Source organism: Mycobacterium sp. 852002-51971_SCH5477799-a (assembly GCF_001667145.1).
Lineage (GTDB): Bacteria > Actinomycetota > Actinomycetes > Mycobacteriales > Mycobacteriaceae > Mycobacterium.
In genome coordinates this window covers 75,392-100,847 of sequence record NZ_LZIF01000107.1, presented here as the reverse complement: position 1 = coordinate 100,847, position 25,456 = coordinate 75,392, and the positions used below count along the sequence as shown (strand labels likewise).

The following is a 25,456-nucleotide window of genomic DNA, read 5'->3' as shown; positions in this document are numbered from 1 at the left end:
CCATGGGCGTCCCCGTCTACAAACGCATCCTCGACCTGTTCGAGGCCGAGGGCGTGAACACGATCTTCGGGATCCCCGACCCGAACTTCGTGCACATGTTCGCCGAGGCCGACGCCCGCGGATGGTCGGTGGTCGCGCCGCACCACGAGCTGAGCGCGGGCTTCATGGCGGAGGCCGCGTCGCGCATGACGGGTAAGCCCGGCCTGTGCATCGGCACGCTCGGCCCGGGCATGGCCAACATCGCCGGAGCGATCCAGTGTGCCCTCGTGGAGAACTCACCGGTGATCTTCCTCGGTGGCCAGCGCGCCCGCATCACCGAACGCCGGGTGCGGCGCGGACGCATCCAATTCGTCCAGCAGGAGCCGCTTTTCGCCGCGTCGGTGAAGTACAGCTCGTCCATCGAGTACGCCGACCAGACCGACGAGATCATCCACGAGGCCATCCGCAGGGCGATGTCCGGCACCCCGGGTCCGGCCTACGTTGAGTTCCCCTCGCACGTGATCCTCGAGGAGCTCGACGTCGACACCGCGCCGCCCCCAGCGGCCTACCGGCTGGTCGACCAGGGCGCCGGCACCCGCGAGGTGGCCGAGGCCGTCAAGCTGATCCGCGAGGCCAAGAGCCCGGTGCTGCTGGTCGGGCACGGGGTCCACACCTCCCGGACCCAACAGCAGGTCAAGGAGCTGGCCGAGCTGATGGCCTGCCCGGTGATCCAGACCTCGGGAGGCACCTCGTTCATCCCGGGACTGCAGGAGCGGACGTTTCCGTATTTGTTCTCCCCGGCCGCCAATGAGGCAGTCGAGGAATCCGACCTGTGTGTAGCGCTGGGTACCGAGCTCGGTGAGCCGATGCACTATGGGCGGACCCAGCATTGGGCCGGCAACAATGCGAACCGCAAGTGGGTGCTGGTCGAGCAAGACCCGGCCGCCATCGGCGTCAACCGTCCCGTCGACGTGGCGTTGGTCGGCGATCTGCGCGGTGTGGTGCCGCAGCTGGTCGACGCGCTCAAAGACTCACCGCGCAAGCTCGCGCCCGCGCTGCAGGTCCTGATCGAAAAGGACACGAAAGAGCTTGCGGATATGGCTGAATCGGCACCGTCCGGGCGTTCGCCGATCCACCCGGCGCGCTACGTCGTCGAGGCCACCAAGGCGTTCAACGAACTCGACGACGGCATCTTGGTGCGCGACGGCGGCGCGACCGTGATCTTCCAGTGGACCTACTCGCAGTCCAAGCCGCGCGACGTGATCTGGAACCAGAACTTCGGCCACCTCGGCACCGGCCTGCCGTACGCGGTCGGAGCCTCCGTCGCCGAGGGCGGAAAGCGGCCGGTGATGCTGCTGACCAGCGATTCGGCGTTCCTGTTCCACATCGCTGAGTTGGAAACCGCTGCGCGGCAGAACCTTCCGCTGGTGTGCGTGGTGGGCGTCGACCATCAGTGGGGCCTGGAAGTCGGTGTGTACAAGCGCACGTTCTCCCAGCCCTCGCCGCAGCCCGGTGTGCACTGGAGCAAGGACGTCCGGATGGACAAGGTCGCCGAGGGCTTCGGTTGCCACGGCGAGTACGTCGAAAAGGAATCGGAAATCGGCCCGGCGATCGCTCGCGCCTACGCCAGTGGCAAAGTCGGCGTAGTGCACGTGTGCATCGATCCGAAGGCCAACTCCGAGGAGATGCCCAAGTACGACCGATTCCGCACCTGGTACGCCGAAGGCACTCAGTAAGAAAGAGGATCGATGTCATGCGCGAATACCTGAAGTTCTACATCGACGGACAATGGGTCGACCCGTTGCGCCCCAATGCTTTCGACGTCGAGAACCCGGCGACAGAGCAGGTTTCCGGGAAGATCTCGCTGGGGTCGGCGGCCGACGTCGATGTTGCGGTCAACGCCGCCCGGCGAGCCTTCACCAGCTGGTCGCAGAGCACCCGCGAACAGCGCCTGGACCTGTTGCAGGCCATCCTCTCCGAATACCAGAAGCGCGCGGACGATCTCGCCGAGGCGGTCACCGAAGAAATCGGCGCACCCCCCTCGCTGGCCGCCGGTCCGCAGGTTTTCCTCGGGATCGGTCACCTGACCACCGCGATCGACGCCCTGAAGAACTTTTCGTTCGAGGAACACAAAGGGGCGACCCTGATCGCCAAGGAGCCGATCGGCGTCTGCGGGTTGATCACCCCCTGGAACTGGCCGATCAACCAGGTCGCGGTCAAGGTCTACCCGGCGCTGGCGACCGGCTGCACCGTCATCCTGAAACCCTCCGAGGTGGCCCCGTATTCGCCCTACATCTTCGCCGAGATCCTGGATGCCGCGGGCGTGCCGGCCGGGGTGTTCAACCTGATCAACGGCGATGGCCCGGGCGTCGGTGTGGCGCTGGCGAGCCATCCCGACATCGACATGGTGTCGTTCACCGGATCCACCCGCGCCGGTGTCGATGTGGCCACGAATGCCGCCGCGACCGTGAAACGAGTGACCCAGGAACTCGGCGGCAAGAGCCCCAACATCGTCCTCGACGACAGTGGCTTCGCGCAGGGCGTCAAGGCCGGCGTGGCGAATATGATGCCCAATTCCGGGCAGAGCTGTAACGCGCCCTCGCGCATGCTGGTCCCGAATTCCCGGATGGAGGAGGCCATCGACATCGCGCGTGAAGTCGCCGGACAAGTACCGGTGGGCAGCAGTGACGCGACCGCCATCGGTCCGGTCGCGTCGAGGGCACAGTTCGAGAAGGTTCAGCGCCTGATCCAGCAGGGCATCGATGAGGGCGCGACCGTGGTCGCGGGGGGCCCGGGCCGGCCGGAGGGACTGGACACGGGGTACTACGTCAAGCCGACCGTCTTCGCGCATGTCACCAATGACATGACGATCGCGCGCGAGGAGATCTTCGGGCCGGTGCTGTGCATTCTCGGCTACGACGACCTAGACCACGCAGTCGAGATCGCCAATGACACCCAATACGGCCTTGCCGGTTACGTATCGGGGGCCGACCTCGACACGGCGCGCGAGATCGCCCGCAAGATCCGCGCGGGATGGGTGACCATCAATCACGCATTCGACATGAACGCGCCGTTCGGCGGCTACAAGCACAGCGGCAACGGTCGGGAATGGAGCGAGTTCGGCTTCCATGAGTATCTGGAGGTCAAGAGCACCCTGGGCTACGCACCCGACAAGAGCTGACGCGTCAGGGGTGAATTCCGAACGCAGCACGGCAGAAAACACCTCGCGTGTCCTCCACCTGATCCTGTGCGCCCGCCTCTAGGCTGGCTTGCTGAACTCAACAGGAGGGGCAGCGACGTATCGGCATCAACCATGGCGCCGGGCGAAATGGTAGTTACGGCGCGCTGACAGCAAGCAGAGAGCCGGGCGGGTCTCACCCCGCGTCGGCTCGTCGTACTCGGCCCCGGTGGGTGGCCCCCGTGCGCCGCATCGGCCGGCTGGCGATCTGGGACCGGCCCGAGCGGGCCAGCGGAATCCCGGCACTCGACGGACTGCGTGCGATCGCGGTCGCCCTAGTGCTCATCGGGCACGGCGGCATCCCGGGCGTCGGTGGCGGATTCATCGGCGTCGACGTGTTTTTCGTCCTCAGCGGGTTCCTGATCACCTCGCTGCTGCTGGACGAGCTGGGCCGCACCGGCCGGATCGAGTTGACCGGCTTCTGGATTCGGCGTGCGCGACGACTGCTGCCCGCACTGGTGCTGATGGTGCTCGCCGTGGCCGCTGCCCGCCAGCTATTGCCCGACCGGTCGCTGGCCGGCTTGCGCGACGACGCCGTCGCGGCCTTCGTGTGGATGGCGAACTGGCGGTTCGTCGCCCAGAAGACCGACTACTTCACGCAGGGTGCTCCACCCTCGCCGCTGCAGCACACCTGGTCACTCGGGGTGGAGGAGCAGTATTACTTCGTCTGGCCGGTGCTGCTCATCGCGGTCACCTTGCTGCTCGCCGCCCGCGCGAGGCGCCGCTCGTCCCGGGCGACCGTCGGCGGTGTGCGGTTCGCCACGTTCCTGATAGCCACCTTCGGCGCACTGGCTTCGGCGGCGCTCGCCGTCGTCTTGGCGTCCGATGGGACCCGCGACCGGATCTATTTCGGCACCGACACCCGTGCGCAGGCGTTGCTGCTCGGCGCCGCGTCGGCCGCATTGCTGGTGCGGGACTGGCCGTCGATGAACCGCGGGTGGTGCATGATCCGCACGCGGTGGGGGCGCCGGCTCGCCCGGATCCTGCCGCTGTTCGGTCTGGCGGGACTGGCGGCGGCGACGCACTACGCCACCGGGGCCAGCGGCGAATTCCGCCACGGCTTGCTGATTGGAGTCGCGATCGCGGCGGTGATCGTGATCGCACCCGTCGCGCTGGAGCAGCGCGGAATCGTGGCCCGTGTGCTCGCGTTGCGCCCCCTGGTGTGGCTGGGCACCATTTCCTACGGCGTCTACCTGTGGCATTGGCCAATCTTCTTGGCGCTCAACGGCGAACGCACCGGGTGGTCCGGGCTACCGCTGTTCGCCGCGCGGTGCGGCGCCACGCTGGTGCTGGCCGCAACGTCGTATTGGCTGCTCGAACAACCCATTCGGCGCTGGCGACCGGCGCGCGTACCGCTGCTGCCGCTGGCGGCCGCGACCGTGGCCAGCGCGGCAGCGGTGACCTTGTTGGTGATCCCGGTGGGTACCGGGCCCGGTCTGCGTGAGGTCGGTCTACCGCCCGGCGTCTCGGCCGTCGCTGCGGTCTCACCGTCGCCGCCCGGCCCGAGCCGGCCCCGAGATGCCAACCGGCCGTTCACCGTCTCGGTGTTCGGTGATTCGATCGGGTGGACCTGGATGCACTACCTGCCCCCGACACCCGGGTTCGCATTCCTTGACCACACCGTCATCGGATGCAGCCTGGTACGTGGCACGCCGTACCGCTACATCGGCCAGACTTTGGAGCAACGGTCGGAATGCGACGGCTGGCCGATTCGCTGGTCGACGCAGGTCGCCCGGGATCAGCCGGACGTCGCGCTGCTGGTCATCGGCCGCTGGGAAACGGTGGATCGGGTCAACGAGGGCCAGTGGACTCACATCGGCGACCCGACCTTCGACGCCTACCTCAACGGCGAGCTCGAACGGGCGCTGACCATCGTGGGTGCTACCGGTGTGCACGTGGTGGTCGCCACCGTCCCCTACAGCCGGGGCGGCGAAAAGCCGGACGGCCGGCTTTATCCGGAGGACCAGCCGGATCGGGTCAACCTGTGGAACACCATGCTGCGCAAGACCGTTAGCCACCATCCCAACGTCGCGATCCTCGACCTGAACAAGAAGCTGTGCCCCGACGGGGTCTATACCGCCAAAGTCGATGGCATCAAGGTGCGCAGCGACGGCGTCCACCTGACGCCCGAAGGGGTGAAGTGGCTCACGCCGTGGCTCGAGGAATCGCTGCGGTAGCCCCTAACCGCTTGTGCGGCAGCTGATCTCCATGCTGTCGCTGTCGCGGACCTGGAAGTTGAAGCTGACGTAACCGTTGTCCTGGTTGCGCACGCGATCGAGATAGGGCGCCATGTCGGCCGAGCTGGCGTTGTCGGCGATGACCAGCGCACCCGTGGATAGGCGAGGCTCCAGCAGCTCGACCACGGGCAGATACAAATCCTTCCATCCATCGAGCAGCAGGAAATCGATTGCCCCGTCCAGGCTTTCCAGCGTTGTCAGCGCATCGCCTTCCAGAATCGTGATCACATCGTCCAGGCCCGTCTCGGCGAACGTCTTTTTCGCCGCCGCGATCTTGGTCTCACTGAGCTCCGTGGTCACCACCCGCCCGGTGCCGTTGTCGCGCACCGCCGCGGCCAGATGCAGGGCGGAGATGCCGAACGACATGCCGAACTCGACCACGGTGGCCGGACGGGTGGCCCGCACCAGCGAATACAGCAGCCGTCCGGCTTCCGGTGTCACCGGGATGTAGAACTCGCTCATCGCCTCGGTGCGTTCCTGCGTGGTCATCGGCCGATCAAACGTGCCGCGTCGCTCGCGCAACAGCGGCATCTGGTTCTTCGACTCGGCGTACATCCGGTCGAGCGTCGATGCGACCCGGGAATCCTGCAAGGTTGTGGTCATGTCATCGAGCCTAGGCTTCCTCCCCTGAGCGGGCGTGGGTGAGCATCGGTGGGCGTCAAGGATCTGTTAAGCGGTTTGACGAGCCCGCGCACCCGGTGCCACTATGGACCCCGCAAGCACCTCGGTAGGTGAGGCGTCTGCATGGATATAGGCCACTGACCCCGAACGTCGAGAGACGCCCCGGGTCAGGACAGCTCTTCCCGGACCCAAGGGTTGAGCCCAAGTGGCTTCCGGAATGTTCCGGATACGCCGTGCAGTGCCGAAGCTCCGACGAGAGGGGTGCGACCGGCGGTTTGCTCTGCCGGTCACTCATGCCTCTCTCGTTCAGGTGAAATGTAGTGACACCCGCGTGTGTCCCGGCCGTGAGGAGGTGAGGGCGAGATGAGTCCCGGCGATAGTCCCTATCCGAAATCCGTCTTGTCCCGATCCGGCTCCGGTATTTCCTTCACCGCCTGACCTTGCTTGGTCCCGCGCGGCTGACACGCCGTGCCGACGCCGATCGGACCTCCGTCAGGAGAAGATCATGGCTTTTGTTGTTACGCACCGTTTTTCTGTTGCTCCCAGGATGCGCGGCCGGTCGATGCTGCGTGCAGGCCGGTTGCTGGCCAACAGGTTTCACCTGCGCGCCAGCCTGACCCCGCAGGAGCGGGCCAACCTGTACGTCTCGAGGATGCCGGTCGCGATGGTCACCGCGTCGCTGGGTGGCCACGTCTCGGGTCTCGACAGCAACCACCGCTGAACCACCGCCTCGGCGACGGGCGTCACAGCGCCGCCCGTCGCCGCAGGCGCGTTGAGCGCCGCAACCACGACTGCCTCACCGCGGTCTGAGAACCGCTCGAGTTAGCGAGGATTCGATGACTTCGATCCACACCGGCGGCGGCCGACGCACCCCGGCGCCCGGCCGCTCCGCCGCCGCGCCGGAAGGCGCACGCGCCGAGGCGCAACGTCCGAGCGCGCTGGATTCCGCGCACGTCGGCGGCATCGTCGGCGCGTTCGGGCGCATCCGGTGCGACGGGGACGGGGCGTTCAGTGGACGCTGGCGGCGCCTGCGCACACTGGCGGTCATCACCGGACCGGGACTGATCGTCATGGTGGGCGACAACGACGCCGGTGGCGTCGCGACCTACGCCCAAGCCGGCCAGAACTACGGCATGGGCCTGTTGTGGACGCTGGCACTGCTGATTCCGGTGCTGTACGTCAACCAGGAGATGGTGCTGCGGTTAGGCGCGGTGGCCCGGGTTGGGCACGCGCGCTTGATATTCGAGCGGTTCGGCAAGTTCTGGGGCGCGTTCAGCGTCGGTGATCTGTTGGTCCTGAACGCCTTGACCATCGTCACCGAATTCATCGGCGTCTCACTGGCTCTCGGGTTCCTGGGCTGCCCGAAGATCGTCGCTGTCCCGGCCGCCGCCGCGCTGCTGTTCGCCGTGGTGGCAGGGGGATCATTCCGCCGCTGGGAGAGGTTGATGTTCCTCCTGATTGCGGTGAATGTGCTGATCTTCCCGATGGTGTTACTGGCGCATCCCTCCCCGAAAGCGACTGCGGCCGGGCTGATCCCACAGCTCCCCGGTGGGCTCAACTCGACGGTGCTACTGCTGGTGGTCGCCATCGTGGGCACCACGGTCGCGCCGTGGCAGCTGTTCTTCCAGCAATCCAACGTGGTCGACAAGCGCATCACCGCCCGCTGGATCCCGTACGGCCGAGCCGATCTGGCCATTGGAATCGTCGTGGTCATGGTCGGTGCGACAGCGCTGATGGCCGTGGCGGCGTTCGGATTGACCGGCACCTCCGATGCGGGTCATTTCACCGATGCGGGCGCCGTCGCGTCGGGGTTGTCGAATCATCTCGGCCCCACGGCGGGAGCGCTGTTCGCGATCATCCTGCTGGACGCGTCGCTGATCGGCGCCAACGCCGTCGGCCTGGCGACCACCTATGCGGTCGGCGATGCCATGGGTAAGCGGCACTCGCTGCATTGGAAGATCCGCGAGGCCCCCCTGTTCTACGGCGGCTACGCGATACTGCTCGCGGTGTCGGCGGCGGTGTCCTTCAGCCCGGACAACATCCTGGGCCTGGTGACCCAGGGCGTCCAGGCACTGGCCGGTGTGCTGTTGCCCTCGGCCACCGTCTTCCTGGTGCTGCTGTGCAACGATCGGGCGGTGCTGGGACCGTGGGTGAACACGGTGCGGCAGAACATCATTGCGTGGACAATCGTGTGGTGTCTGGTGCTGCTGTCGTTGGCGTTGACGGCAGCCACCTTCTTCCCCGGCCTCTCCACGGCCGCCATCGAGGCCGGGCTCGCGGCCGGCGCGGTGCTCGGCATCGTCGGCGGTGCCGTGATGATCGTTGTGGGCCGGCGACACCAGAACCTGACCGAGGCGGAAGCCATCGTGCGCACTCTCGGTGGCGGCCTCGACCCGGAGGAGGTCGACGAACTCGACGACGCCTCGTCGCTGACGCGTGCCGAGCGGCGAGCCATACGTCGCCAGGACCGGTTGAGCTGGCAGACCCCCACCCTCGCCCTGCTCGATCGACCGACGATGTCACCGATGCGCCGGGCGGGGCTCTTCACCCTGCGGGGCTACCTGGTCGTGGCCGTCACTTTCGTCATCATCAAGATCGTGCAGGCCGGTGTTGTCGGACCGGCCGGATCATTCTGAGTTAGTGGGCAGCAGAACGATTTTCCCGTGGGTATGCCGCTGCTCGAGCTCGGCATAAGCGTCGGCGACCCGGTCCAGCGGATAGGTCGCGGCGATGTCGAATTCGATGGCCCCCGAAACGATCAGATCGGCCATCTCGGCGAGCACCTCGGGCGTCGAGGCTTCCATGCTGCCCTCGGTCTTCGCGCCCACCTCGCCCGCCTTCTGGAACGAGATGATGGTGTCGATCCGCTCTGGCGCCACGCCGAGATCCACGGCGAGCTGTACGTAGTCCGGGCCGAACAGGTCGATGAAACCGTCGATGCCGTCCGGCGCCGCGGCCCGCAGCCGCTCGGCGAGTCCGTCACCGTAGCCGATCGGGATGACGCCATGCGCGCGCAGCCAGTCGGCGTTGCCGGCGCCAGCAATGCCGAGCACTCGCGCCTTACGCAGTACCAGAAGCTGCACGACAAGGCTGCCCACCCCGCCCGCTGCCGCCGACACGGCGATCGTCTCGCCGGCTTGAGGCGCCACGGCACGGACGGCCGCATAAGCGGTCGCCCCCACCACGTACAGGGAACCCGCTGCCTCCCAACTGAGTTCGGGAGGTTTGCGGATCAATTGGCTGACCGGAACCGCGGTGTGGGTGGCGTGGCTGGACCGGCGCAGGCTGAAACCCAAGACTTCGTCGCCGACCGAAAACTCGGTGACCCCGGGCGCCACGGCGGTGATGACGCCGGCCACATCACTGCCCTGGCCGGTGGGAAAGGTGGCCGGGAACATCTCGTGCATCGCCCCGACCCGGATGCCGGCTTCGCCGGGGTTTATCCCGGCCGCGCGCACTTCGACGACGACCTCACCCGGCCCGGGGGAGGGCATCTCGATGTCCGCGACGTACAACACCTCACGTCCCCCGTAACGGTCGAACCGTACTGCGCGCGCCCTTACAGCCGTCATACCGATCTCCTTTTTCCAACGCGAGGATGCGCCTACCCACGCCAGCATAGGCATGCCAAAGTGCTACCCAGCGTGCGTCGAGTGGGCCTATGTTCGTAGCAAGCCTGGTTTGCACCAGTGTTTCGCCGGCGGCACCGGGAGCCGCGGTGAAAGCCGGAAACCGATGACACCTGGAGGGAGCAGGCGTGCAAGTTGGTCGAAGCGGCACCGCCGGCTTGGCCGTTGCCATCGTCGTAATCAGCGCGAGCGCCGGATGCGGCAGCACCGACAAAGCCTCGTCGCCGTCGTCGACTTCCCCCGCTTCGACCAGTTCGAGCGCGGTCACCGGTCCGCCGTCGGGAAAGCCCACGGACTACGGCTTCTTGCTGATCAAGTCGAACGACGTCGGTGGCGGCCTCACCGCGCCGCAGTCGCCCATGCTCAACCCGAACAATGCTCCGGGGGTTGCCCAGCTGTTCGCCAACGGCGACAGCAGCCGTCGGCTGTGGGACACCATCGTGGTCGCCCCCGATCCGTCGGCGGCCGCCGCCGAATTAGCCGCCACCCAAGGCAGTTACAACGGCAAGGTGAGCGGCAGCTGGCAACCGCTCGCCGTCGGCGCGAACGGCGTAACGATTTCGGGTACCTCCCCGGACAATTCCCAAGCGATGATGGTCTTGGTTTTCACCGAAGGCAAGGCGCTGGTGACCCTGGAATTCGACAACCCGCCCACCGAGCCGGTCGATCCGGCCGTAGCGCTCGACATCGGCCGCAAGCAAGATGCGGCGATAAAGGCCGGGCTAGCAGGCTAGCTCGGCCTTGCCTTCGGCAGATGTGAAAAGCCCTCGCCCGCTACAATTTTCGGCGCCCGCACGCCAACGCCATCGCCATCGCCATCATTCGGTGTGACCGTGTGCCACCCCGCACAGTGCGCCCGCCGGGCAGCCCGGGCCGCGCCGGCGATGAGGCGGCGCTCAGGCCACGACCTGGATGGGGTCTCCAACGTTCACTTCATTGAAGTACCAGGCGGCGTTGTCGGGGCTGAGGTTGATGCAGCCATGACTGACGTTGGCGTTGCCTTGGGAGTCAACCGACCACGGTGCCGAGTGGACGTAGACGCCGCTCCACGTGACGCGTACGGCGTACTGGGCGGTGATCTTGTATCCCTCGGGGGAGCTGAGCGGAATGCCGATGGTGCGGGAGTCCATCACCACGGTGCGCTGCTTTTCCAACGCGGTGAAGCTACCGATCGGGGTGGGCCGGCTGGGCTTGCCCATCGACGCCGGCATGGTGCGCAGGACCTCGCCGTTCCTGCTGACGGTGAAGGTGTGCTTGGAGATGCTGGCGACGCCCAGTAGCGAATCGCCAGTGTCGAAGCCCGTCGACAGAGCCTGCACGCCGACCGACACATGGGTGTGGGCGGGCCAATACTGGTCGGGAACCCACTGCACGACAGTGTTGTGGACCCAGTTGAAGTGTCCGGGGGTGCCGCTGGGCGACGTGACGTGGATTGACCGTTCGACGGCGGTGCGATCGGCCACCGGAGCGGTGAAGGTCACCACGACCGGGTGGGCGACCCCCACCACGGCGCCATCGGCGGGCAAAATCGAGGCGATCTCGGGGCTGGTTTGCGGTTGCGGCACGGCGGCGGTGCTGCGACCGACCGGCGCCACCAGGCCCACAGCTGTGATCGCGACCATAACAAATAGATAACGAACACCCCGACGCATACCGTCCGCCCTTCGAGATGGTGTGACCAACACACCGATATCCTACTGGTTACCCACTGACCACCGGTTTCAGCAAACAATGACAGCCCGGCTCGGTCGTCACGGTAACGATTCGGTCACCGATCGAGTTCAACCGCGTCCGAACCCCGTCGTGTGGGTGCCGCCACGCCGTCGCGATCCATTACGACTGCGGGATGCCAGGCCGCAGTTGCGTGAAACCGGTACCGATGCTTCAGCTTTCGCGGCCGCAGTGTCACGACCCGCCCCGTAGGCCGAATCCGTGGGAATAGCCGCATTGGCCGCGGCGCAAACTTCGGCTGGCCCGCCCGTCGGCAACGCGCTAGCCTCAGCGGATCGGTGCCCACGGGCCCAGGCCGAACCCGAGGAGTGCGGGTGCTCTTCCGTCAACTGGAGTACTTCGTGGCGGTCGCTTCCGAGCGGCACTTCGCCCGGGCGGCCGAGAAATGCTTTGTCTCCCAGCCGGCGCTCTCGGCCGCGATCGCCAAGCTGGAACGGGAACTGAACGTCACGCTGATCAACCGCGGGCACAGCTTCGAAGGCCTCACTCCCGAAGGCGAGCGGTTGGTGGTGTGGGCCAGGCGGATTCTCGCCGAACACGACGCGTTCAAGTCCGAAGTGGACGCCGTGCGCTCGGGGATCACCGGGGCGCTTCGGCTGGGCACCGTTCCCACCGCCTCCACCACCGCGTCGCTGGTGCTCTCGACGTTCTGTTCGGCGCACCCATTGGTGAAGGTGCACATCCTCTCTCGGCTGGCGGCCAGCGAACTGTACCGGCGCCTGCGCGAGTTCGAGATCGATGCCGCCATCGTGCATGCGGCGCCCGAAGAGGCTCACGACGTGAACCTGGTTTCGCTGTACGAGGAGCGATATGTGTTGCTGGCGCCGGCGGACATGCTGGGATCCGGGGCGGCGACGATGACCTGGGTGGAGGCAGCGCAGTTGCCGCTGGCGTTACTCACGCCCGCGATGCGTGACCGACAGATCATCGACAAATCGTTCGCCGACCATTCCATCACTGTCAGCCCGCAGGTCGAAACCGATTCCGTCGCTTCGTTATTCGCTCAGGTATCGGCGGGCAACTGGGCGTCGATCGTGCCGCACACCTGGCTGTGGACGTCGCCGTTGGGTCCGGCCATCAGGGCGGTGGAATTGGTCGATCCGGTTCTCAAAGCCGATGTGGCCCTGGCCACCAACTCGAGCGGACCGGGGTCGCCGATCGCCCGCGCGCTTGCCACCGCCGCCGGGCAGCTGGCGCTCGACGAATTCTTCGACGCCCAACTGCTGGGGCTCACTCGCCGGCGCTGACCGCGCCCGGCGCCGGGGCGGCCGCGGTGGCCGGGTTCAGGTTGGACAGGTGCCCGCTTTCCACCCCCGCCGACGGGTCGAGTTCGCAGTCGATGATCGACGGCGCACGAGTGTCGATCGTTTCGGACAGCGCTGCGCGCAGTTCGGACGGCGTGGTGACGTGATACCCCTTGCCGCCGAACGCTTCCGCGAGCAGCTCGTGTCGCGCCCGGGCGTTCAGCACCGTCGGGGCAGGATCCGATCTCGTCGCGGCCGTGCCGGGTGTGGCCTCGTCGCCGCGGTAGACGCCACCGTTGTTGAGGATGACGACGGTCACCGGTAGCCGGTAACGGCAGATGGTCTCGACCTCCATGCCGCTGAAGCCGAATGCGCTGTCGCCTTCGATCGCGACCACCGGGTTGCCGGTCTCGACGGCGGCGGCGATGGCATAGCCCATCCCGATGCCCATCACGCCCCAGGTTCCGGTGTCCAGCCGGTGGCGGGGCAGCTCCATGTCGATGACATTGCGGGCCAGATCGAGCGCATTGGCGCCTTCGTTGACGACGTACACGTCCCGGTTGTCCTGCAGCACAGAACGAATTGCACCGAGGGCGTTGTAAAACCGCATCGGGTGCGGGTTTTCGGCCAGGCGCTCGCTCATCTTCGCTTCGTTGCGTGCCGTGCGTTCGGCCAGCTCGCTGGTCCACTGCGCCGGCGCGGTGATCGGCCGGGCGGCCACGGCGTCACACAGCGCGGACATCGCCGATCCGATGTCTGCGGCCAGCGGCGCGACTTGCTGGTTGCTGTCGAATTCGGACGCGGCGATGTCCACCTGGACGAATTTGGCCTCGCGACTCCATTGCGGCGACTCACCATGCCCCAGAAGCCAATTCAGCCGCGCACCGACCAGCAGGACAGCGTCGGCGCGCGAGATCGCCAGCGAGCGGGCGGCCGCGGCGGACTGCGGATGCGAATCCGGCAGTAGGCCCTTGGCCATCGACATCGGCAGGAACGGAAACTTGGTAGCCTCGACGAATTTCCGAATCACGTTGTCGGCCTGGGCATACGCGGCGCCCTTGCCGAGCACGATCAACGGTCGCCGCGCTCGAGCCAGCACACCGATCGCGCGATCGACGGCGTCCGGCGCCGGCAGCTGTCGAGGGGCGGGGTCGATGACGCGCCAGACTGTCTCCGCCGCGGCGCCAACGTCCATGGCCTGGCCCAGAACCTCACCGGGGATGTCCAGATAGACGCCGCCGGGCCGTCCGGAGACGGCGGTGCGAATGGCACGCGCGACGCCGCGCCCGATGTCTTCGATCCGGTTGATCCGATAGGCCGCCTTGGCGAACGGCTTCGCCGCGTTGAGCTGGTCGAGGTCCTGGTAGTCGCCTCGTTGCAGATCCACCAGCGCCCGATTGCTGGAGCCGGAGATCTGGATCATCGGAAAGCAGTTCGTCGTCGCATTCGCCAGGGCGGGCAGGCCATTGAGGAAACCGGGTCCGGAGGTCGTGAGGCACACTCCGGGTCGTCGGGTCAGGAATCCGGCGGCGGCCGCGGCGTTGCCAGCCGAGTTCTCCTGCCGGAAACCGATGTAGCGGATCCCGGACGCCTGCGCGACGCGGGCGAGGTCGGTGATCGGGATGCCGACGATCCCGTAGATGGTCCCGACGTCGTTGGCCTTCAGCGCGTCCACCACGAGGTGGAACCCATCGATCTGGCGTGTCGGGGTGGGAGATGCCGGAGCTGCGGACATGTGGCGACTCCTCAAATGCTTGCGGTACTGCCGTCGCCATCACTGTGACCCGAGCGCGCACCAAGTGTCCAAGTCGATGGCACTATCCGGCGATTTACGTTGTCTATCGTTGCACGTCGGGGCTGTGTTGAGGCGGCTCGATAGCCGCCGGTTATCGGTCGTGAGCGAATCGGTATTGGACGCACCAGGAAGCCGACCGGCAGGGTGGCATCGGTGAGCAACAGCGGAAGGAGTTCGGCGATGGGGTCGAGTGACAGCGGTGCGGGGTCGACAGAATCCACCAGCATCGCCGATCTGGTCGAGGCGGCCGCACGCCGATCGCCGGAGGCGCCCGCGCTCGTGGTCACCGCCGAGCACCTACCGGTCGACTATGGCGATCTGCTCCGGCTAATCGATGACCTGGCCGCGCAGCTGAAGGCCGCCGGTTTGCTGCGCGGCGACCGGGTGGCGCTGCGCGCCGGCAGCAACGCCGAATTCGTCGTCGGGCTGTTGGCGGCGTCGCGCGCGGATCTTGTTGTGGTTCCGCTGGATCCGGCCCTCCCCCCCGCCGAACAGCGTGCTCGCAGCGCGGCGGTGGGCGCCCGGGCCGTGCTCGTCGACCGGTCCGGCGACAGCGTCGCGGCCGCACCCGACGGCTTGCCGTCGTGGCCGATCGCGGTGGCCGTCGGGTCTGACGGCACCGCCGCGACGGTCAGCCTGGACGTGACCGCGGCCCCACTGCGTGACGTGTCGACTCCGGAGGGGTTACGCGACGACGACGCCATGATCATGTTCACCGGCGGAACCACCGGTGTGCCCAAGATGGTTCCGTGGACGCGCCACAACATCGCCCGCTCGGTCGCCGCCATCATCGACGGTTACGGGCTGGGGTCGCGGGACGCGACGGTGGCGGTGATGCCGCTCTACCACGGGCACGGCCTGCTCGCGGCGCTGCTGGGCACCCTGGTATCCGGGGGAGCGGTGCTGCTGCCCGCACGGGGAAAGTTCTCGGCGCACACCTTCTGGGACGACATCGAGGCCGTCGGGGCCACCTGGTACACCGCCGTCCCGACGATCCATCAGATTCTGCTGGAGCGCGCCCGAACCGAGCAGCCGGGTGGCACGCACGCGCTGCGGTTCATCCGGAGTTGCAGCGCGCCGCTGACCGCCGAGACCGCGCAGGCGCTGCACGATACCTTCTCGGCGCCGGTGGTGTGCGCCTTCGGGATGACCGAGTCGACCCACCAGGTGGCGACGACGGCCATCGGTGGTGCCGGAAGGAGTGAAAACCCCGGTGCCACACCCGGACTCGTCGGGCGGTCGACCGGACCGGAAATCCGGATCGCCGGACCCGACGGCCGGGCGCTGCCGCCGGAGACGGTCGGCGAAGTCTGGCTGCACGGACCGACCGTGGTGCGGGGCTACCTCGGCGACCCCTCCATCACCGCCGCCAACTTCACCGAGGGATGGTTGCACACCGGCGACTTGGGCACGCTGTCGTCGGCCGGCGACCTCGTCATCCGCGGCCGCATCAAGGAGCTCATCAACCGGGGCGGGGAAAAGATTTCGCCGGAGCGCGTCGAGGGCATCCTGGCCACCCACCCCGACGTGCTGGAGGTCGGCGTGTTCGGCGTGCCGGACAAGCTGTACGGCGAGACCGTGGCCGCGGTCATCGTCGCGCGCGGATCCGCGGCGCCGACGGCCGACGAACTGACGGCGTTCTGCCGTGGCCGTCTGGCGCCCTTCGAGGTGCCCGCCGAGTTCCAGCAGACCGGCGAATTGCCGCACACCGCGAAAGGTTCGCTGGACCGGCGCGCGGTGGCGGAGCGGTTCGGCCGCAAGGGCTGAGGAGTTCTAGACGGCGGCGTGCAGTCGGGCGGCCGCAGATTCCGGCATGGGTTCGTACCGCGCGAACGACCGGGTGAACGACGCGGCCCCGTGGGCCAGGGACCGCAAGTCGATGGCATAGCGGGTCAACTCCACCTGCGGCACCTCCGCATTGACCACGGTGCGCTCGTTGCCCGCGGTGTCGGAGCCGAGCACTCGCCCGCGCCGGCTGGACAGATCACCCATCACCGCGCCGACGAAATCGTCGGGCACCAGGACCGAGATCTCATCGATGGGTTCGAGCAGCGCCACCTTGGTCGCCGCGGCGGCCTCCCGCAACGCCAGCGAGCCCGCCATCTGGAACGCGAAGTCCGACGAGTCGACGCTGTGGGCCTTGCCGTCGAGCAGCGTGACCCGGATATCAACCACCGGGTAGCCCGCGTGCACGCCCTTCTCCATCTGGGCCCGCACGCCCTTCTCCACGCTCGGAATGAATTGCCGCGGCACCGCTCCGCCGACCACCTTGTCGACGAACTCGAACCCCGAGCCTTCCGGTAAGGGCTCCACCTCGATGTCGCACACCGCGTACTGGCCGTGCCCGCCCGACTGCTTGACGTGGCGCCCATGCCCTTTCGCCTTGCCGGCGAACGTTTCTCGCAGCGGGACGCGCAGTTCCACGGTGTCGACGGTGACGCCGTACCGGTTGGCCAGCGCCTCGAGCACGACGCCGGCGTGGGACTCGCCCATGCACCACAGCACGATCTGGTGGGTCTCCTGGTTCTGCTCGATCCGCAGGGTCGGGTCTTCGGCGGCCAACCGTCCCAGCCCCACCGACAGCTTGTCCTCGTCCGTCTTGGCGTGGGCCGCGATCGCGATCGGCAGCAGCGGCTCGGGCATGGTCCAGGGCTTCAAGACCAATGGCTCCGACTTATCCGAAAGTGTGTCACCCGTTTCCGCGCGGCTCAGTTTGCCGATCGCGCAGATGTCACCCGCCACCACCGCCGGCGCAGGGCGCTGCTGCTTGCCCAGCGGGAAGGACAGCACCCCGATGCGCTCGTCCTCGTCGTGGTCGGGATGCGCATGGCCACTGCCGTTGCCGGTGCCGAAGAACGACGCAAAGTGGCCCGACACATGAACTGTCGTGTCGGGCCTGATGGTCCCGGCGAATACCCGGACCAGACTGACCCTGCCGACGTAGGGGTCCGACGTCGTCTTCACCACCTCCGCGAGCAATGGCGCGTCCGGGGCACACGTCAGGCTCGCGTGCGGAGCACCGACCTGGGTGAAGACCTCCGGCAGTGGGTGTTCCATCGGAGACGGGAAGCCGCGGGTGGCGACCTCCAGCAATTCCAGGGTGCCCACGCCGCTGCTGCTGCAGACCGGGATCACCGGGAAGAACGAGCCCCGGGCGACGGCCTGCTCCAAATCCTGGATGAGCACGGACTCGTCGATGACCTCGCCCCCGAGATAGCGCTCCATCAGCGACTCGTCCTCGGACTCCTCGATGATCCCCTCGATCAGGGCGCCGCGCGCCTCCTCGATCTGCTCGGCGTCGGAGGGGTCCGGCGGTTGCACGGTGCGGGTGCCGTCGGTGTATTCGTAACGCGTCTGCGACAACAGCCCGATCAGGCCGTGGCAGGACGGCAGGCCGGTGGGCAGGTAGAGCGGTAAAACCTTGTCGCCGAACGCATTCTGCGCAGCTGCCAGCGCCTCGGAGTAGTTCGCCCGGGTGTGGTTGAGCTTGGTGATCACCACGGCGCGGGGCATGCCGACCTGGTCGCATTCCTGCCATAGCGACTTGGTGGGCTGATCCACGCCTTCGTTGGCCGCGATGACGAACAGCGCGCAATCCGCGGCGCGTAGCCCCGCCCGCAACTCGCCGACGAAGTCGGCGTATCCGGGAGTGTCGACCAGGTTCACCTTGATGCCGTCGTGCGACAGGGACGCCACCGCCACGCCCACCGACCGTTGTTGGCGAATCTCGGCATCGTCGTAGTCGCAAACCGTGCTGCCGTCGGCGACCGAGCCGCTCCGGGTCAGCACACCCGCGGCGACCAACAAGGCTTCTACGAGTGTGGTTTTGCCGCCACCCGACGGGCCAACCAGCACCACGTTGCGGATTTCGTCGGGACCGTTGGGGGTAGGAGCGTTCCCCGCTCCTTGGGAAGCGTTTGTCCTGTCGGCCATGACTTTCCTCCAGGTTGCCCGGCGCGCGCCATTGCTGTCCTAGCCAGCACCTATCTAGCTACCATCCACCCAACTTCGGTCGACCACAAGACCGTCGGATCAGATCAGGTGCCGTTGCGGCGACCCGCCCGCCGAGCCACCGCTCAGTAATGCCAGCTGGACCAACGCCGCACCGCGACCTCGATCACCGGGCCGTCCAACGAAACCGATTGATACTGCGGGTATTTCGCGCGCAGCAGGAGGCGCCCAAGCTCAAGGGCGTCGCCGTCGGTGTGGACGGTGGCGACGCCGTCGACGCGCACCCACCACAGCTGAGTCCAGTCGTCGGCGTAGTGATCCACGAGCAGGCTCACCCGGGGGTTGCTGTCGATGTTGGCCAGGCGGCGCAGCCGCCGCGTCGTTTTCGGCTTCGCGTCGACGGCCGTGTAGACCACGTCGCCGTTGTCGGCCGCGACCGCGAAGACCACCGGGACCAGGTGCGGTATGCCACCGGGCGCGACCGTGGCCAGTCGGGCTACCCGGGCCCGGCCGAAGCTGGCCTTGGGTTCGAATTCGCCCACCGTGCCAGCTTAAGACGCGCGGTAGGTGAGGACCGGATGGTCGGAACCTCACACATGCCGTGCATAGCTACCTGCATTACGGTTATATACACACAAATGTGCCGCCAGGAGCCTGAGGCCGGGACAGTTTGTTCTCTACCGCGAAGCAGGAGGGTGACACCGATGAGCAAACCGCGCCACCGCTCGGTCCTGCGGTCATGGTTGGTCAGCGTGCTGACCGTGATCGGATTGGGCCTTGGTCTGGGGTCCGGCGTGGGCCTTGCGCCGGCGTCGGCGTCACCGTCGGACCTGACGCTGGATCGGTTCATCGACCGTCCCTTGGCGCCACTCGACCCATCGGCGGCGGTCGGTCAGGTCGGGCCGCAGGTGGTCAACATCGACACCAAATTCGGCTACAACGACGCGGTGGGTGCTGGAACCGGCATCGTGATCGATCCCAACGGCGTCGTGCTGACCAACAACCACGTCATCTCCGGCGCTACCGACATCACCGCATTCGCCGTCGGCAACGGCCAGACCTATGCCGTTGACGTGATCGGCTACGACCGCACGCAGGACATCGCGGTGCTGCAACTTCGCGGCGCGTCCGGCCTTCCCACCGCCGCGATCGGCGGCGAGGCCACCGTGGGCGAGCCCATCGTCGCCCTCGGAAACGTCAATGGCCAGGGCGGCACGCCCAACGCCGTGGCCGGCAAGGTCGTCGCGCTCAACCAGAGTGTGTCGGCGACCGACACGCTGACCGGCGCGCAAGAGAGCCTGGGCGGCCTGATCCAGGCGGACGCCCCGATCAAGCCCGGTGACTCCGGTGGGCCCATGGTGAACAACGCCGGGCAGGTGATCGGTGTGGACACCGCCGCCACCGACAGTTACAAGATGTCGGGTGGGCAGGGCTTCGCCATTCCCATCGGACGCGCGATGGGGGTGGCCGGGCAGATCCGGTCCGGCGCCGGTTCGAGCACGGTTCACATCGGTCCCACCGCCTTCCTCGGCCTGGGTGTGATGGACAACAATGGCAACGGCGCGCGGGTGCAGCGGGTAGTCAGCAACGGTCCCGCCGCGGCCGCCGGCATCGCGCCAGGCGACGTCATCACCGGCGTCGACAACGTCGCGATCAACGGCGCGACGTCCATGACGGCGGCGCTCGTCCCGCATCACCCCGGGGATAACATCGCGGTGCACTACCGGTCCGATAACGGTGGCGATCACACCGTGAACATCACCCTGGCGGAGGGACCGCCGGCCTGACATCCGCACTGACGGAACCGGGTGGGTGGCCAATTCGTTTGCGACCGCGCGTATTTCGGCGTAAGCGTGGGGGCGTGATTCCGAAAGTGGCGCCCAGGGTACCCGTGGCATCGTGGATTTGATGAACGACGCAAGAGAAGCTGTCGAGCACCATCCCGAGGGGGGCAGTCACGTCCAGGACGGCGTCGTGGAGCACCCCGACGCCGAGGACTTCAACAACGCCACCGCGCTGCCCACCGACCCGACCTGGTTCAAGCACGCGGTGTTCTACGAGGTGCTGGTGCGGGCGTTCCTCGACGGCAATGCGGACGGGTCCGGCGACCTGCGCGGGTTGCTGCAACGATTGGACTACCTGCAGTGGCTGGGCATCGACTGCATCTGGTTGCCGCCTTTCTACGACTCGCCCCTACGCGACGGCGGGTACGACATCCGGGACTTCTACAAGGTGCTGCCCGAGTTCGGGACGGTTGAGGATTTCGTCGCGCTGCTCAACGCCGCGCACGAGCGGGGCATCCGGGTGATCACCGACCTGGTGATGAACCACACCTCCGATTCACACCCCTGGTTTCAGGAGTCGCGGCACGACCCCGACGGTCCGTACGGCGACTTCTACGTGTGGAGCGACACCAGCGAGAAGTACACCGACGCCCGGATCATCTTCATCGACACCGAAGAGTCGAACTGGACCTTCGACCCGGTGCGCAAACAGTTCTACTGGCACCGGTTCTTCTCCCACCAGCCCGACCTGAACTACGACAACCCGGCCGTCCAGGAAGCCATGATCGACGTGCTCCGGTTCTGGCTCGAGCTTGGTATCGACGGTTTCCGCCTGGACGCGGTGCCCTACCTCTTCGAACGCGAGGGCACCAACTGCGAGAACCTGCCCGAGACGCACGCCTTCCTCAAGCGCGTCCGCAAGGTCATCGACGATGAATTCCCCGGCCGGGTGCTGCTTGCCGAGGCCAATCAGTGGCCGGCCGACGTGGTCGAGTACTTCGGCGACACCACCACCGGCGGCGACGAATGCCACATGGCTTTTCACTTCCCGCTGATGCCGCGCATCTTCATGGCGGTGCGCCGGGAATCGCGCTTTCCGATTTCGGAGATCCTGGCCCAGACGCCCGAGATCCCCGATATGGCGCAGTGGGGGATCTTCCTGCGTAACCACGACGAGTTGACGCTGGAGATGGTCTCCGACGAAGAACGCGACTACATGTACTCCGAGTACGCCAAGGATCCGCGGATGAAGGCCAATGTCGGGATCCGCCGCCGGCTGGCGCCGCTGCTGGATAACGACCGCAACCAGATCGAGCTGTTCACCGCCCTGCTTATGTCGCTGCCCGGCTCACCGGTGCTGTACTACGGCGACGAGATCGGCATGGGTGACGTGATCTGGCTGGGTGACCGCGACGGGGTGCGCACACCGATGCAGTGGACACCGGACCGCAACGCGGGTTTCTCGAAGGCGAACCCGGGCAGGCTTTATCTGCCGCCCAGCCAGGACTCCGTCTACGGTTATCAGGCGGTGAACGTGGAGGCGCAGCGCGACACCTCCACGTCGCTGCTCAACTTCACCCGGACGATGCTGGCGGTGCGGCGCCGGCACGAGGCCTTCGCGATCGGGACGTTCGAGGAGCTGGGCGGTTCGAACCCCTCGGTGCTCGCCTTCGTGCGGCAGGTGTCCGAAGACGGCGACACCGTGCTGTGCGTCAACAACCTGTCGCGTTTCCCCCAGCCGATCGAGCTGAACCTCCAGCATTGGAGCGGTTGCACGCCCGTGGAGCTGACCGGGCAGGTGGAGTTTCCGCGCATCGGCCACCTGCCCTACCTGCTCACACTGCCGGGACACGGGTTCTACTGGTTCCAGTTGACCGGATGCGAGGAGGATTCATGATGAGGGCTCGCACCGCGACGATGCAATGCGGGTCCGCCCCCACAAGCGGGAGGTACCCCCACCCGCCGGCGGGGGACGGAGCCGACGAGAAGGAGTGGCGCAAATGACTCAGCCGGCCAAGCTGCCTTGGTCTGAGTGGCTTCCACAGCAACGTTGGTACGCCGGACGCAACCGTGAACTGTCCAGCGCAGAGGCGAGCGTGGTCGTCCCGCTCGGCGACGGCCTCGACCTGGTGCTCGTCGACGCCGACTACGTCGACGGTTCCCGGCACCGATACCAGGTGATCGTGCGCTGGGATGCCCCGCCGGTCTCCGAATACAGCAACGTCGCCACCATCGGCGCCGCCGACAACCGGACCGGCTTCGACGCCATGTACGACGCCGATGCGCCGCGTTTTCTGCTCTCGCTCATCGACTCGTCCGCCTCGCGCAGCGCGTCCGGCACCGAGGTCAACTTCGCCAAGGAGCCGGACGCGAAGCTGCCGCTAAAGGCGATGGCGCACGTGTCCGATGCCGAGCAGTCCAACACCAGCGTCATCTTCGACCGCGACGCCATCTTCAAGGTCTTCCGCCGGGTCAGCAGCGGCATCAATCCCGACGTCGAGCTGAACCGGGTGCTCGGCCGGGCCGGCAACCCGCACGTCGCGCGGCTGCTGGGAACCTACGAGATGACAGGTCCGGACGGCGGCGCCGACGAGGTGTCCCCGCTGGGTATGGTGACCGAGTTCGCCGCAAATTCCGCCGAAGGCTGGGCGATGGCCACCGCCAGCGTCCGCGACCTGTTCGCCGAGGGCGACCTCTACGCGTACGAGGTCGGCGGCGACTTCGCCGGTGAGTCCTACCGACTCGGCGAGGCGGTGGCGTCGGTGCACGCCACTCTGGCCGAGACGCTGGGTACCTCGCAGGCCGTTTTCCCGGTGGACAACGTGCTGTCGCGGCTGACCTCGACGGTGGCGCTGGTTCCCGCGCTCGAGGAGCACGCGGCAACGATCGAAGAGCGATTCCAGAAATTGGTCTCGGAGACGATCACCGTCCAGCGCATCCACGGCGATCTGCACCTGGGCCAGGTACTGCGCACGCCGGAGCGCTGGTTGCTCATCGATTTCGAGGGCGAACCCGGACAGCCGCTCGAGGAGCGCCGGGCGCCCGACTCAGCGTTGCGCGACGTGGCAGGCGTACTGCGGTCGTTCGAATACGCCGCGTACGGACCGCTGGTCGACCACGCGAACGACAAGCAGTTGGCGGCCCGCGCCCGGGAGTGGGTCGCGCGCAACCGCACGGCCTTCTGCGACGGCTACGCGGCCGGCTCGGGGACGGACCCGCGCGATTCGGCGCAACTGCTGGCCGCCTACGAGCTGGACAAAGCCGTCTACGAGGCAGGCTACGAGGCGCGGCACCGGCCGGGCTGGCTGCCAATTCCGTTGCGCTCCATCGCTCGTCTGACCGCCGCCTGACGGGTCGCCGCCATCGGGCCGGCTTCGCGTGCGCTGCGCGTGCCGCGGCCGTCTGAAAGCATGTGCGTGTGCCGAGTGAGATAAACAACAGCGAATCACGATTGTCGTGGGTGCTGGCCGCACTCGCGGGTGTGCTGGGGGCCACCGCCTTCACCCACTCCGCCGGCTACTTCGTGACGTTCATGACCGGTAACGCCCAGCGCGCGGTGCTCGGGTATTTTCGCGGCGACTTGCTGCTGTCGGTCACGGCGGGTGTGTTGATCGCCTGCTTCGTCGCGGGCGTGGTGGTTGCCTCGGTGTGCCGGCGGCACTTCTGGGTGGCGCACCCGCACGGCCCGACGGTGCTCACGACGTTCAGTCTGGCCGCGGCCACCATTGTCGACATCGTCGATGAGGGCTGGGAGGAGAACCTGCTCGACTTCGCACCGATCATGTTGGTGGCCTTCGGGATTGGCACTTTGAACACATCGTTCGTCAAGGACGGCGAGGTGTCGGTCCCGCTGAGCTACGTGACCGGCACGCTGGTGAAGATGGGCCAGGGGATCGAACGTCACATCGCGGGCGGGACGGCGGCGGATTGGCTGGGCTACTTCCTGCTGTTCGCCAGCTTCACGGTCGGCGCGACGGTGGGCGGCTTCATCAGCACGCTGGTCAACGGGACGTGGATGCTGGTGGTGGCCACCGTCGTGTGCGGGCTGACCACCGGCTACACCTACTTCCACTCCGATCGCCGGGCCCTGCTCGACGAGGCGTGAAAAGAGCATCGGCAGTAGCGCTGACCGGTGCGCTACTGCCGATGCTGGCTTTGGCCTCAGGCCGCGGGTGGGTTAGCGGTGGGGGCGCTAGCCGGCGCGGCGTTGACCGTGTTGAGGGTTTGCAGGATGTCGGGCTTCATCGCGACCAACTGCTGGTTCCAGTACGGCCACGAGTGCGTCCCGTTGGCGGGGAAGTTCCACACCGCGTTGCGTCCGCCGGCGGCCACGTAGCTGTTCTGGAACTGCTCGTTGGTGCGCAGCGTCATGCCCTCCAGGAACTTGGCCGGCATGTTGTCGCCCCCGAGGTCGCTCGGGGTGCCGTTACCGCAGTAGACCCAGACGCGGGTGTTGTTGGCGACCAGCCGCGGGATTTGGATCATCGGGTCGTTGCGCTTCCATGCGGGGTCGTTGGACGGGCCCCACATGCTGTTGGCGTTGTAGCCACCCGCGTCGTTCATCGCCAACCCGATCAGGGTGGGCCACCAGCCCTCGGAGGGGTTGAGGAAGCCAGACAGCGCCGCGGCGTACGGGAACTGCTGCGGGTAGTAGGACGCCAGGATCAACGCGGAGCCGCCCGACATCGACAGGCCCACCGCCGCGTTGCCGGCCGGGGAGACCTGCTTGTTGGCCTGCATCCACAGCGGCATTTCCTGGGTCAGGAAGGTCTCCCACTTGTAGGTGTAGTTCTGTCCATTACCCGACGACGGCTGGTACCAGTTGCTGTAGAAGCTGGACTGGCCGCCGACGGGCATGATCACCGACAGGCCGGACTGGTAGAACTCCTCGAAGGCTGGGGTGTTGATGTCCCAGCCGTTGTAATCGTCTTGCGCGCGCAGGCCGTCGAGCAGGTAAACGGCGTGCGATCCGCCGCCCTGGAATTGGACCTTGATGTTGCGGCCCATCGACGGCGAGGGCACGTCGAGGTATTCCACCGGAAGGCCGGGCTTGGAGAATGCCCCCGCGACGGGGGAGCCGCCGGAGGCTACCGCGAGACCCGACAGCAGGGAGGCGCCCACTGCCGCGATCGCCAGTCGGCACGGCATGGTAGCCGCTGCGCCACGCAACTTTTCGAAGAAGGACATAGCTCTCTACCCATCCCAACTTTCATCTGCCGCAAGGTGCGGTCGAATCTGTTCTCGGGG

General features: G+C 67.0%; 19 protein-coding genes and 1 riboswitch. Of the genes, 12 read left to right on the top strand and 7 right to left on the bottom strand.

Features of this window, described 5'->3' with window-relative positions; genetic code table 11:
* Positions 1-2 precede the first annotated feature (2 nt).
* From A5753_RS16940 to A5753_RS16930, 3 genes are all read left to right on the top strand, one after another.
* The gene (locus tag A5753_RS16940) at positions 3-1,715 is read left to right on the top strand and encodes a thiamine pyrophosphate-binding protein (RefSeq protein ID WP_067130463.1); all 1,713 of its coding nucleotides are present in this window, start codon (positions 3-5) and stop codon (positions 1,713-1,715) included.
* A gap of 17 nt (positions 1,716-1,732) precedes the next feature.
* Positions 1,733-3,160 carry an aldehyde dehydrogenase family protein gene (locus A5753_RS16935; protein ID WP_067130460.1) on the top strand — a complete coding sequence of 476 codons (1,428 nt, stop codon included), beginning with the start codon at positions 1,733-1,735 and terminating at the stop codon, positions 3,158-3,160.
* Positions 3,161-3,399: 239 nt separating this feature from the next.
* On the top strand, positions 3,400-5,394 hold the full coding sequence (locus A5753_RS16930; protein ID WP_067130457.1) for an acyltransferase family protein: 1,995 nt from the start codon (positions 3,400-3,402) through the stop codon (positions 5,392-5,394).
* Positions 5,395-5,397: 3 nt separating this feature from the next.
* Here the strand turns inward: A5753_RS16930 and A5753_RS16925 are convergent, their stop codons facing one another.
* The gene (locus A5753_RS16925; protein ID WP_067130454.1) at positions 5,398-6,057 is read right to left on the bottom strand and encodes an O-methyltransferase; all 660 of its coding nucleotides are present in this window, start codon (positions 6,055-6,057) and stop codon (positions 5,398-5,400) included.
* A gap of 113 nt (positions 6,058-6,170) precedes the next feature.
* Positions 6,171-6,343, top strand: a riboswitch (M-box (ykoK) riboswitch).
* A gap of 237 nt (positions 6,344-6,580) precedes the next feature.
* Here A5753_RS16925 and A5753_RS24400 point away from each other — a divergent pair.
* Positions 6,581-6,796: a hypothetical protein gene (locus A5753_RS24400; protein ID WP_156656139.1), complete on the top strand. Its 216-nt coding sequence runs from the start codon at positions 6,581-6,583 to the stop codon at positions 6,794-6,796.
* 115 nt (positions 6,797-6,911) lie between these two features.
* Positions 6,912-8,711: an NRAMP family divalent metal transporter gene (locus A5753_RS16920; protein WP_067130450.1), complete on the top strand. Its 1,800-nt coding sequence runs from the start codon at positions 6,912-6,914 to the stop codon at positions 8,709-8,711.
* On the opposite strand, the gene A5753_RS16915 is transcribed toward A5753_RS16920, so the two are convergent.
* Positions 8,703-9,647 (bottom strand): NADP-dependent oxidoreductase, encoded by a 945-nt coding sequence (locus tag A5753_RS16915; RefSeq protein WP_067130446.1) that lies wholly within the window; start codon positions 9,645-9,647, stop codon positions 8,703-8,705. The genes A5753_RS16920 and A5753_RS16915 overlap by 9 nt on opposite strands.
* A 185-nt stretch (positions 9,648-9,832) precedes the next feature.
* Here A5753_RS16915 and A5753_RS16910 point away from each other — a divergent pair, with 185 nt between their 5' ends.
* Complete coding sequence (locus tag A5753_RS16910) at positions 9,833-10,438, top strand: hypothetical protein (protein WP_067130443.1); 606 nt, start codon at positions 9,833-9,835, stop codon at positions 10,436-10,438.
* Positions 10,439-10,600: 162 nt separating this feature from the next.
* Here the strand turns inward: A5753_RS16910 and A5753_RS16905 are convergent, their stop codons facing one another.
* Entirely contained in the window at positions 10,601-11,356 is a 756-nt protein-coding gene (locus tag A5753_RS16905; RefSeq protein WP_067130440.1) for a L,D-transpeptidase family protein, read from the bottom strand.
* A 393-nt stretch (positions 11,357-11,749) separates the two neighbouring features.
* Between A5753_RS16905 and A5753_RS16900 the strand changes: the two genes are divergently transcribed.
* The gene (locus A5753_RS16900) at positions 11,750-12,682 is read left to right on the top strand and encodes a LysR family transcriptional regulator (RefSeq protein WP_067130534.1); all 933 of its coding nucleotides are present in this window, start codon (positions 11,750-11,752) and stop codon (positions 12,680-12,682) included.
* On the opposite strand, the gene oxc is transcribed toward A5753_RS16900, so the two are convergent.
* Entirely contained in the window at positions 12,666-14,414 is a 1,749-nt protein-coding gene (gene oxc, locus A5753_RS16895) for an oxalyl-CoA decarboxylase (RefSeq protein WP_067130437.1), read from the bottom strand. The two genes, A5753_RS16900 and oxc, sit on opposite strands and share 17 nt — an antisense overlap.
* A gap of 240 nt (positions 14,415-14,654) precedes the next feature.
* On the opposite strand from oxc, the gene A5753_RS16890 reads away from it, so the two are divergent.
* Positions 14,655-16,241, top strand: coding sequence for a FadD7 family fatty acid--CoA ligase (locus A5753_RS16890; protein WP_067130435.1), 1,587 nt, complete (start codon positions 14,655-14,657; stop codon positions 16,239-16,241).
* Between the two features lie 6 nt (positions 16,242-16,247).
* On the opposite strand, the gene A5753_RS16885 is transcribed toward A5753_RS16890, so the two are convergent.
* Positions 16,248-18,407, bottom strand: a complete 2,160-nt coding sequence (locus tag A5753_RS16885) for an elongation factor G-like protein EF-G2 (RefSeq protein ID WP_067130431.1) — start codon at positions 18,405-18,407, stop codon at positions 16,248-16,250.
* Positions 18,408-18,550: 143 nt separating this feature from the next.
* Complete coding sequence (locus A5753_RS16880) at positions 18,551-18,967, bottom strand: TIGR03668 family PPOX class F420-dependent oxidoreductase (protein ID WP_067130428.1); 417 nt, start codon at positions 18,965-18,967, stop codon at positions 18,551-18,553.
* Between the two features lie 162 nt (positions 18,968-19,129).
* On the opposite strand from A5753_RS16880, the gene A5753_RS16875 reads away from it, so the two are divergent.
* The 4 genes from A5753_RS16875 (at position 19,130) to A5753_RS16860 (ending at position 24,314) form a co-directional block, all read left to right on the top strand.
* Positions 19,130-20,212: a S1C family serine protease gene (locus A5753_RS16875; protein WP_067130425.1), complete on the top strand. Its 1,083-nt coding sequence runs from the start codon at positions 19,130-19,132 to the stop codon at positions 20,210-20,212.
* 121 nt (positions 20,213-20,333) lie between these two features.
* Positions 20,334-22,106 carry a maltose alpha-D-glucosyltransferase gene (treS, locus tag A5753_RS16870; protein WP_067130531.1) on the top strand — a complete coding sequence of 591 codons (1,773 nt, stop codon included), beginning with the start codon at positions 20,334-20,336 and terminating at the stop codon, positions 22,104-22,106.
* 103 nt (positions 22,107-22,209) lie between these two features.
* The gene (locus A5753_RS16865; protein WP_067130422.1) at positions 22,210-23,559 is read left to right on the top strand and encodes a maltokinase; all 1,350 of its coding nucleotides are present in this window, start codon (positions 22,210-22,212) and stop codon (positions 23,557-23,559) included.
* Between the two features lie 68 nt (positions 23,560-23,627).
* The gene (locus tag A5753_RS16860; protein ID WP_067130528.1) at positions 23,628-24,314 is read left to right on the top strand and encodes a YoaK family protein; all 687 of its coding nucleotides are present in this window, start codon (positions 23,628-23,630) and stop codon (positions 24,312-24,314) included.
* Between the two features lie 56 nt (positions 24,315-24,370).
* On the opposite strand, the gene A5753_RS16855 is transcribed toward A5753_RS16860, so the two are convergent.
* Positions 24,371-25,396, bottom strand: a complete 1,026-nt coding sequence (locus tag A5753_RS16855) for an esterase family protein (protein ID WP_067130418.1) — start codon at positions 25,394-25,396, stop codon at positions 24,371-24,373.
* Positions 25,397-25,456: the final 60 nt, after the last annotated feature.

What these genes read in the sequence shown, in the direction of transcription:
- A5753_RS16940 (WP_067130463.1), top strand. Translation starts at nt 3, where the DNA reads ATGGGCGTCCCCGTCTACAAACGCATCCTCGACCTGTTCGAGGCCGAG.
- A5753_RS16935 (WP_067130460.1), top strand. Translation starts at nt 1,733, where the DNA reads ATGCGCGAATACCTGAAGTTCTACATCGACGGACAATGGGTCGACCCG.
- A5753_RS16925 (WP_067130454.1), bottom strand. Translation starts at nt 6,057, where the DNA reads ATGACCACAACCTTGCAGGATTCCCGGGTCGCATCGACGCTCGACCGG.
- A5753_RS24400 (WP_156656139.1), top strand. Translation starts at nt 6,581, where the DNA reads ATGGCTTTTGTTGTTACGCACCGTTTTTCTGTTGCTCCCAGGATGCGC.
- A5753_RS16920 (WP_067130450.1), top strand. Translation starts at nt 6,912, where the DNA reads ATGACTTCGATCCACACCGGCGGCGGCCGACGCACCCCGGCGCCCGGC.
- A5753_RS16915 (WP_067130446.1), bottom strand. Translation starts at nt 9,647, where the DNA reads ATGACGGCTGTAAGGGCGCGCGCAGTACGGTTCGACCGTTACGGGGGA.
- A5753_RS16905 (WP_067130440.1), bottom strand. Translation starts at nt 11,356, where the DNA reads ATGCGTCGGGGTGTTCGTTATCTATTTGTTATGGTCGCGATCACAGCT.
- oxc (WP_067130437.1), bottom strand. Translation starts at nt 14,414, where the DNA reads ATGTCCGCAGCTCCGGCATCTCCCACCCCGACACGCCAGATCGATGGG.
- A5753_RS16890 (WP_067130435.1), top strand. Translation starts at nt 14,655, where the DNA reads ATGGGGTCGAGTGACAGCGGTGCGGGGTCGACAGAATCCACCAGCATC.
- A5753_RS16885 (WP_067130431.1), bottom strand. Translation starts at nt 18,407, where the DNA reads ATGGCCGACAGGACAAACGCTTCCCAAGGAGCGGGGAACGCTCCTACC.
- A5753_RS16875 (WP_067130425.1), top strand. Translation starts at nt 19,130, where the DNA reads ATGAGCAAACCGCGCCACCGCTCGGTCCTGCGGTCATGGTTGGTCAGC.
- treS (WP_067130531.1), top strand. Translation starts at nt 20,334, where the DNA reads ATGAACGACGCAAGAGAAGCTGTCGAGCACCATCCCGAGGGGGGCAGT.
- A5753_RS16865 (WP_067130422.1), top strand. Translation starts at nt 22,210, where the DNA reads ATGACTCAGCCGGCCAAGCTGCCTTGGTCTGAGTGGCTTCCACAGCAA.
- A5753_RS16855 (WP_067130418.1), bottom strand. Translation starts at nt 25,396, where the DNA reads ATGTCCTTCTTCGAAAAGTTGCGTGGCGCAGCGGCTACCATGCCGTGC.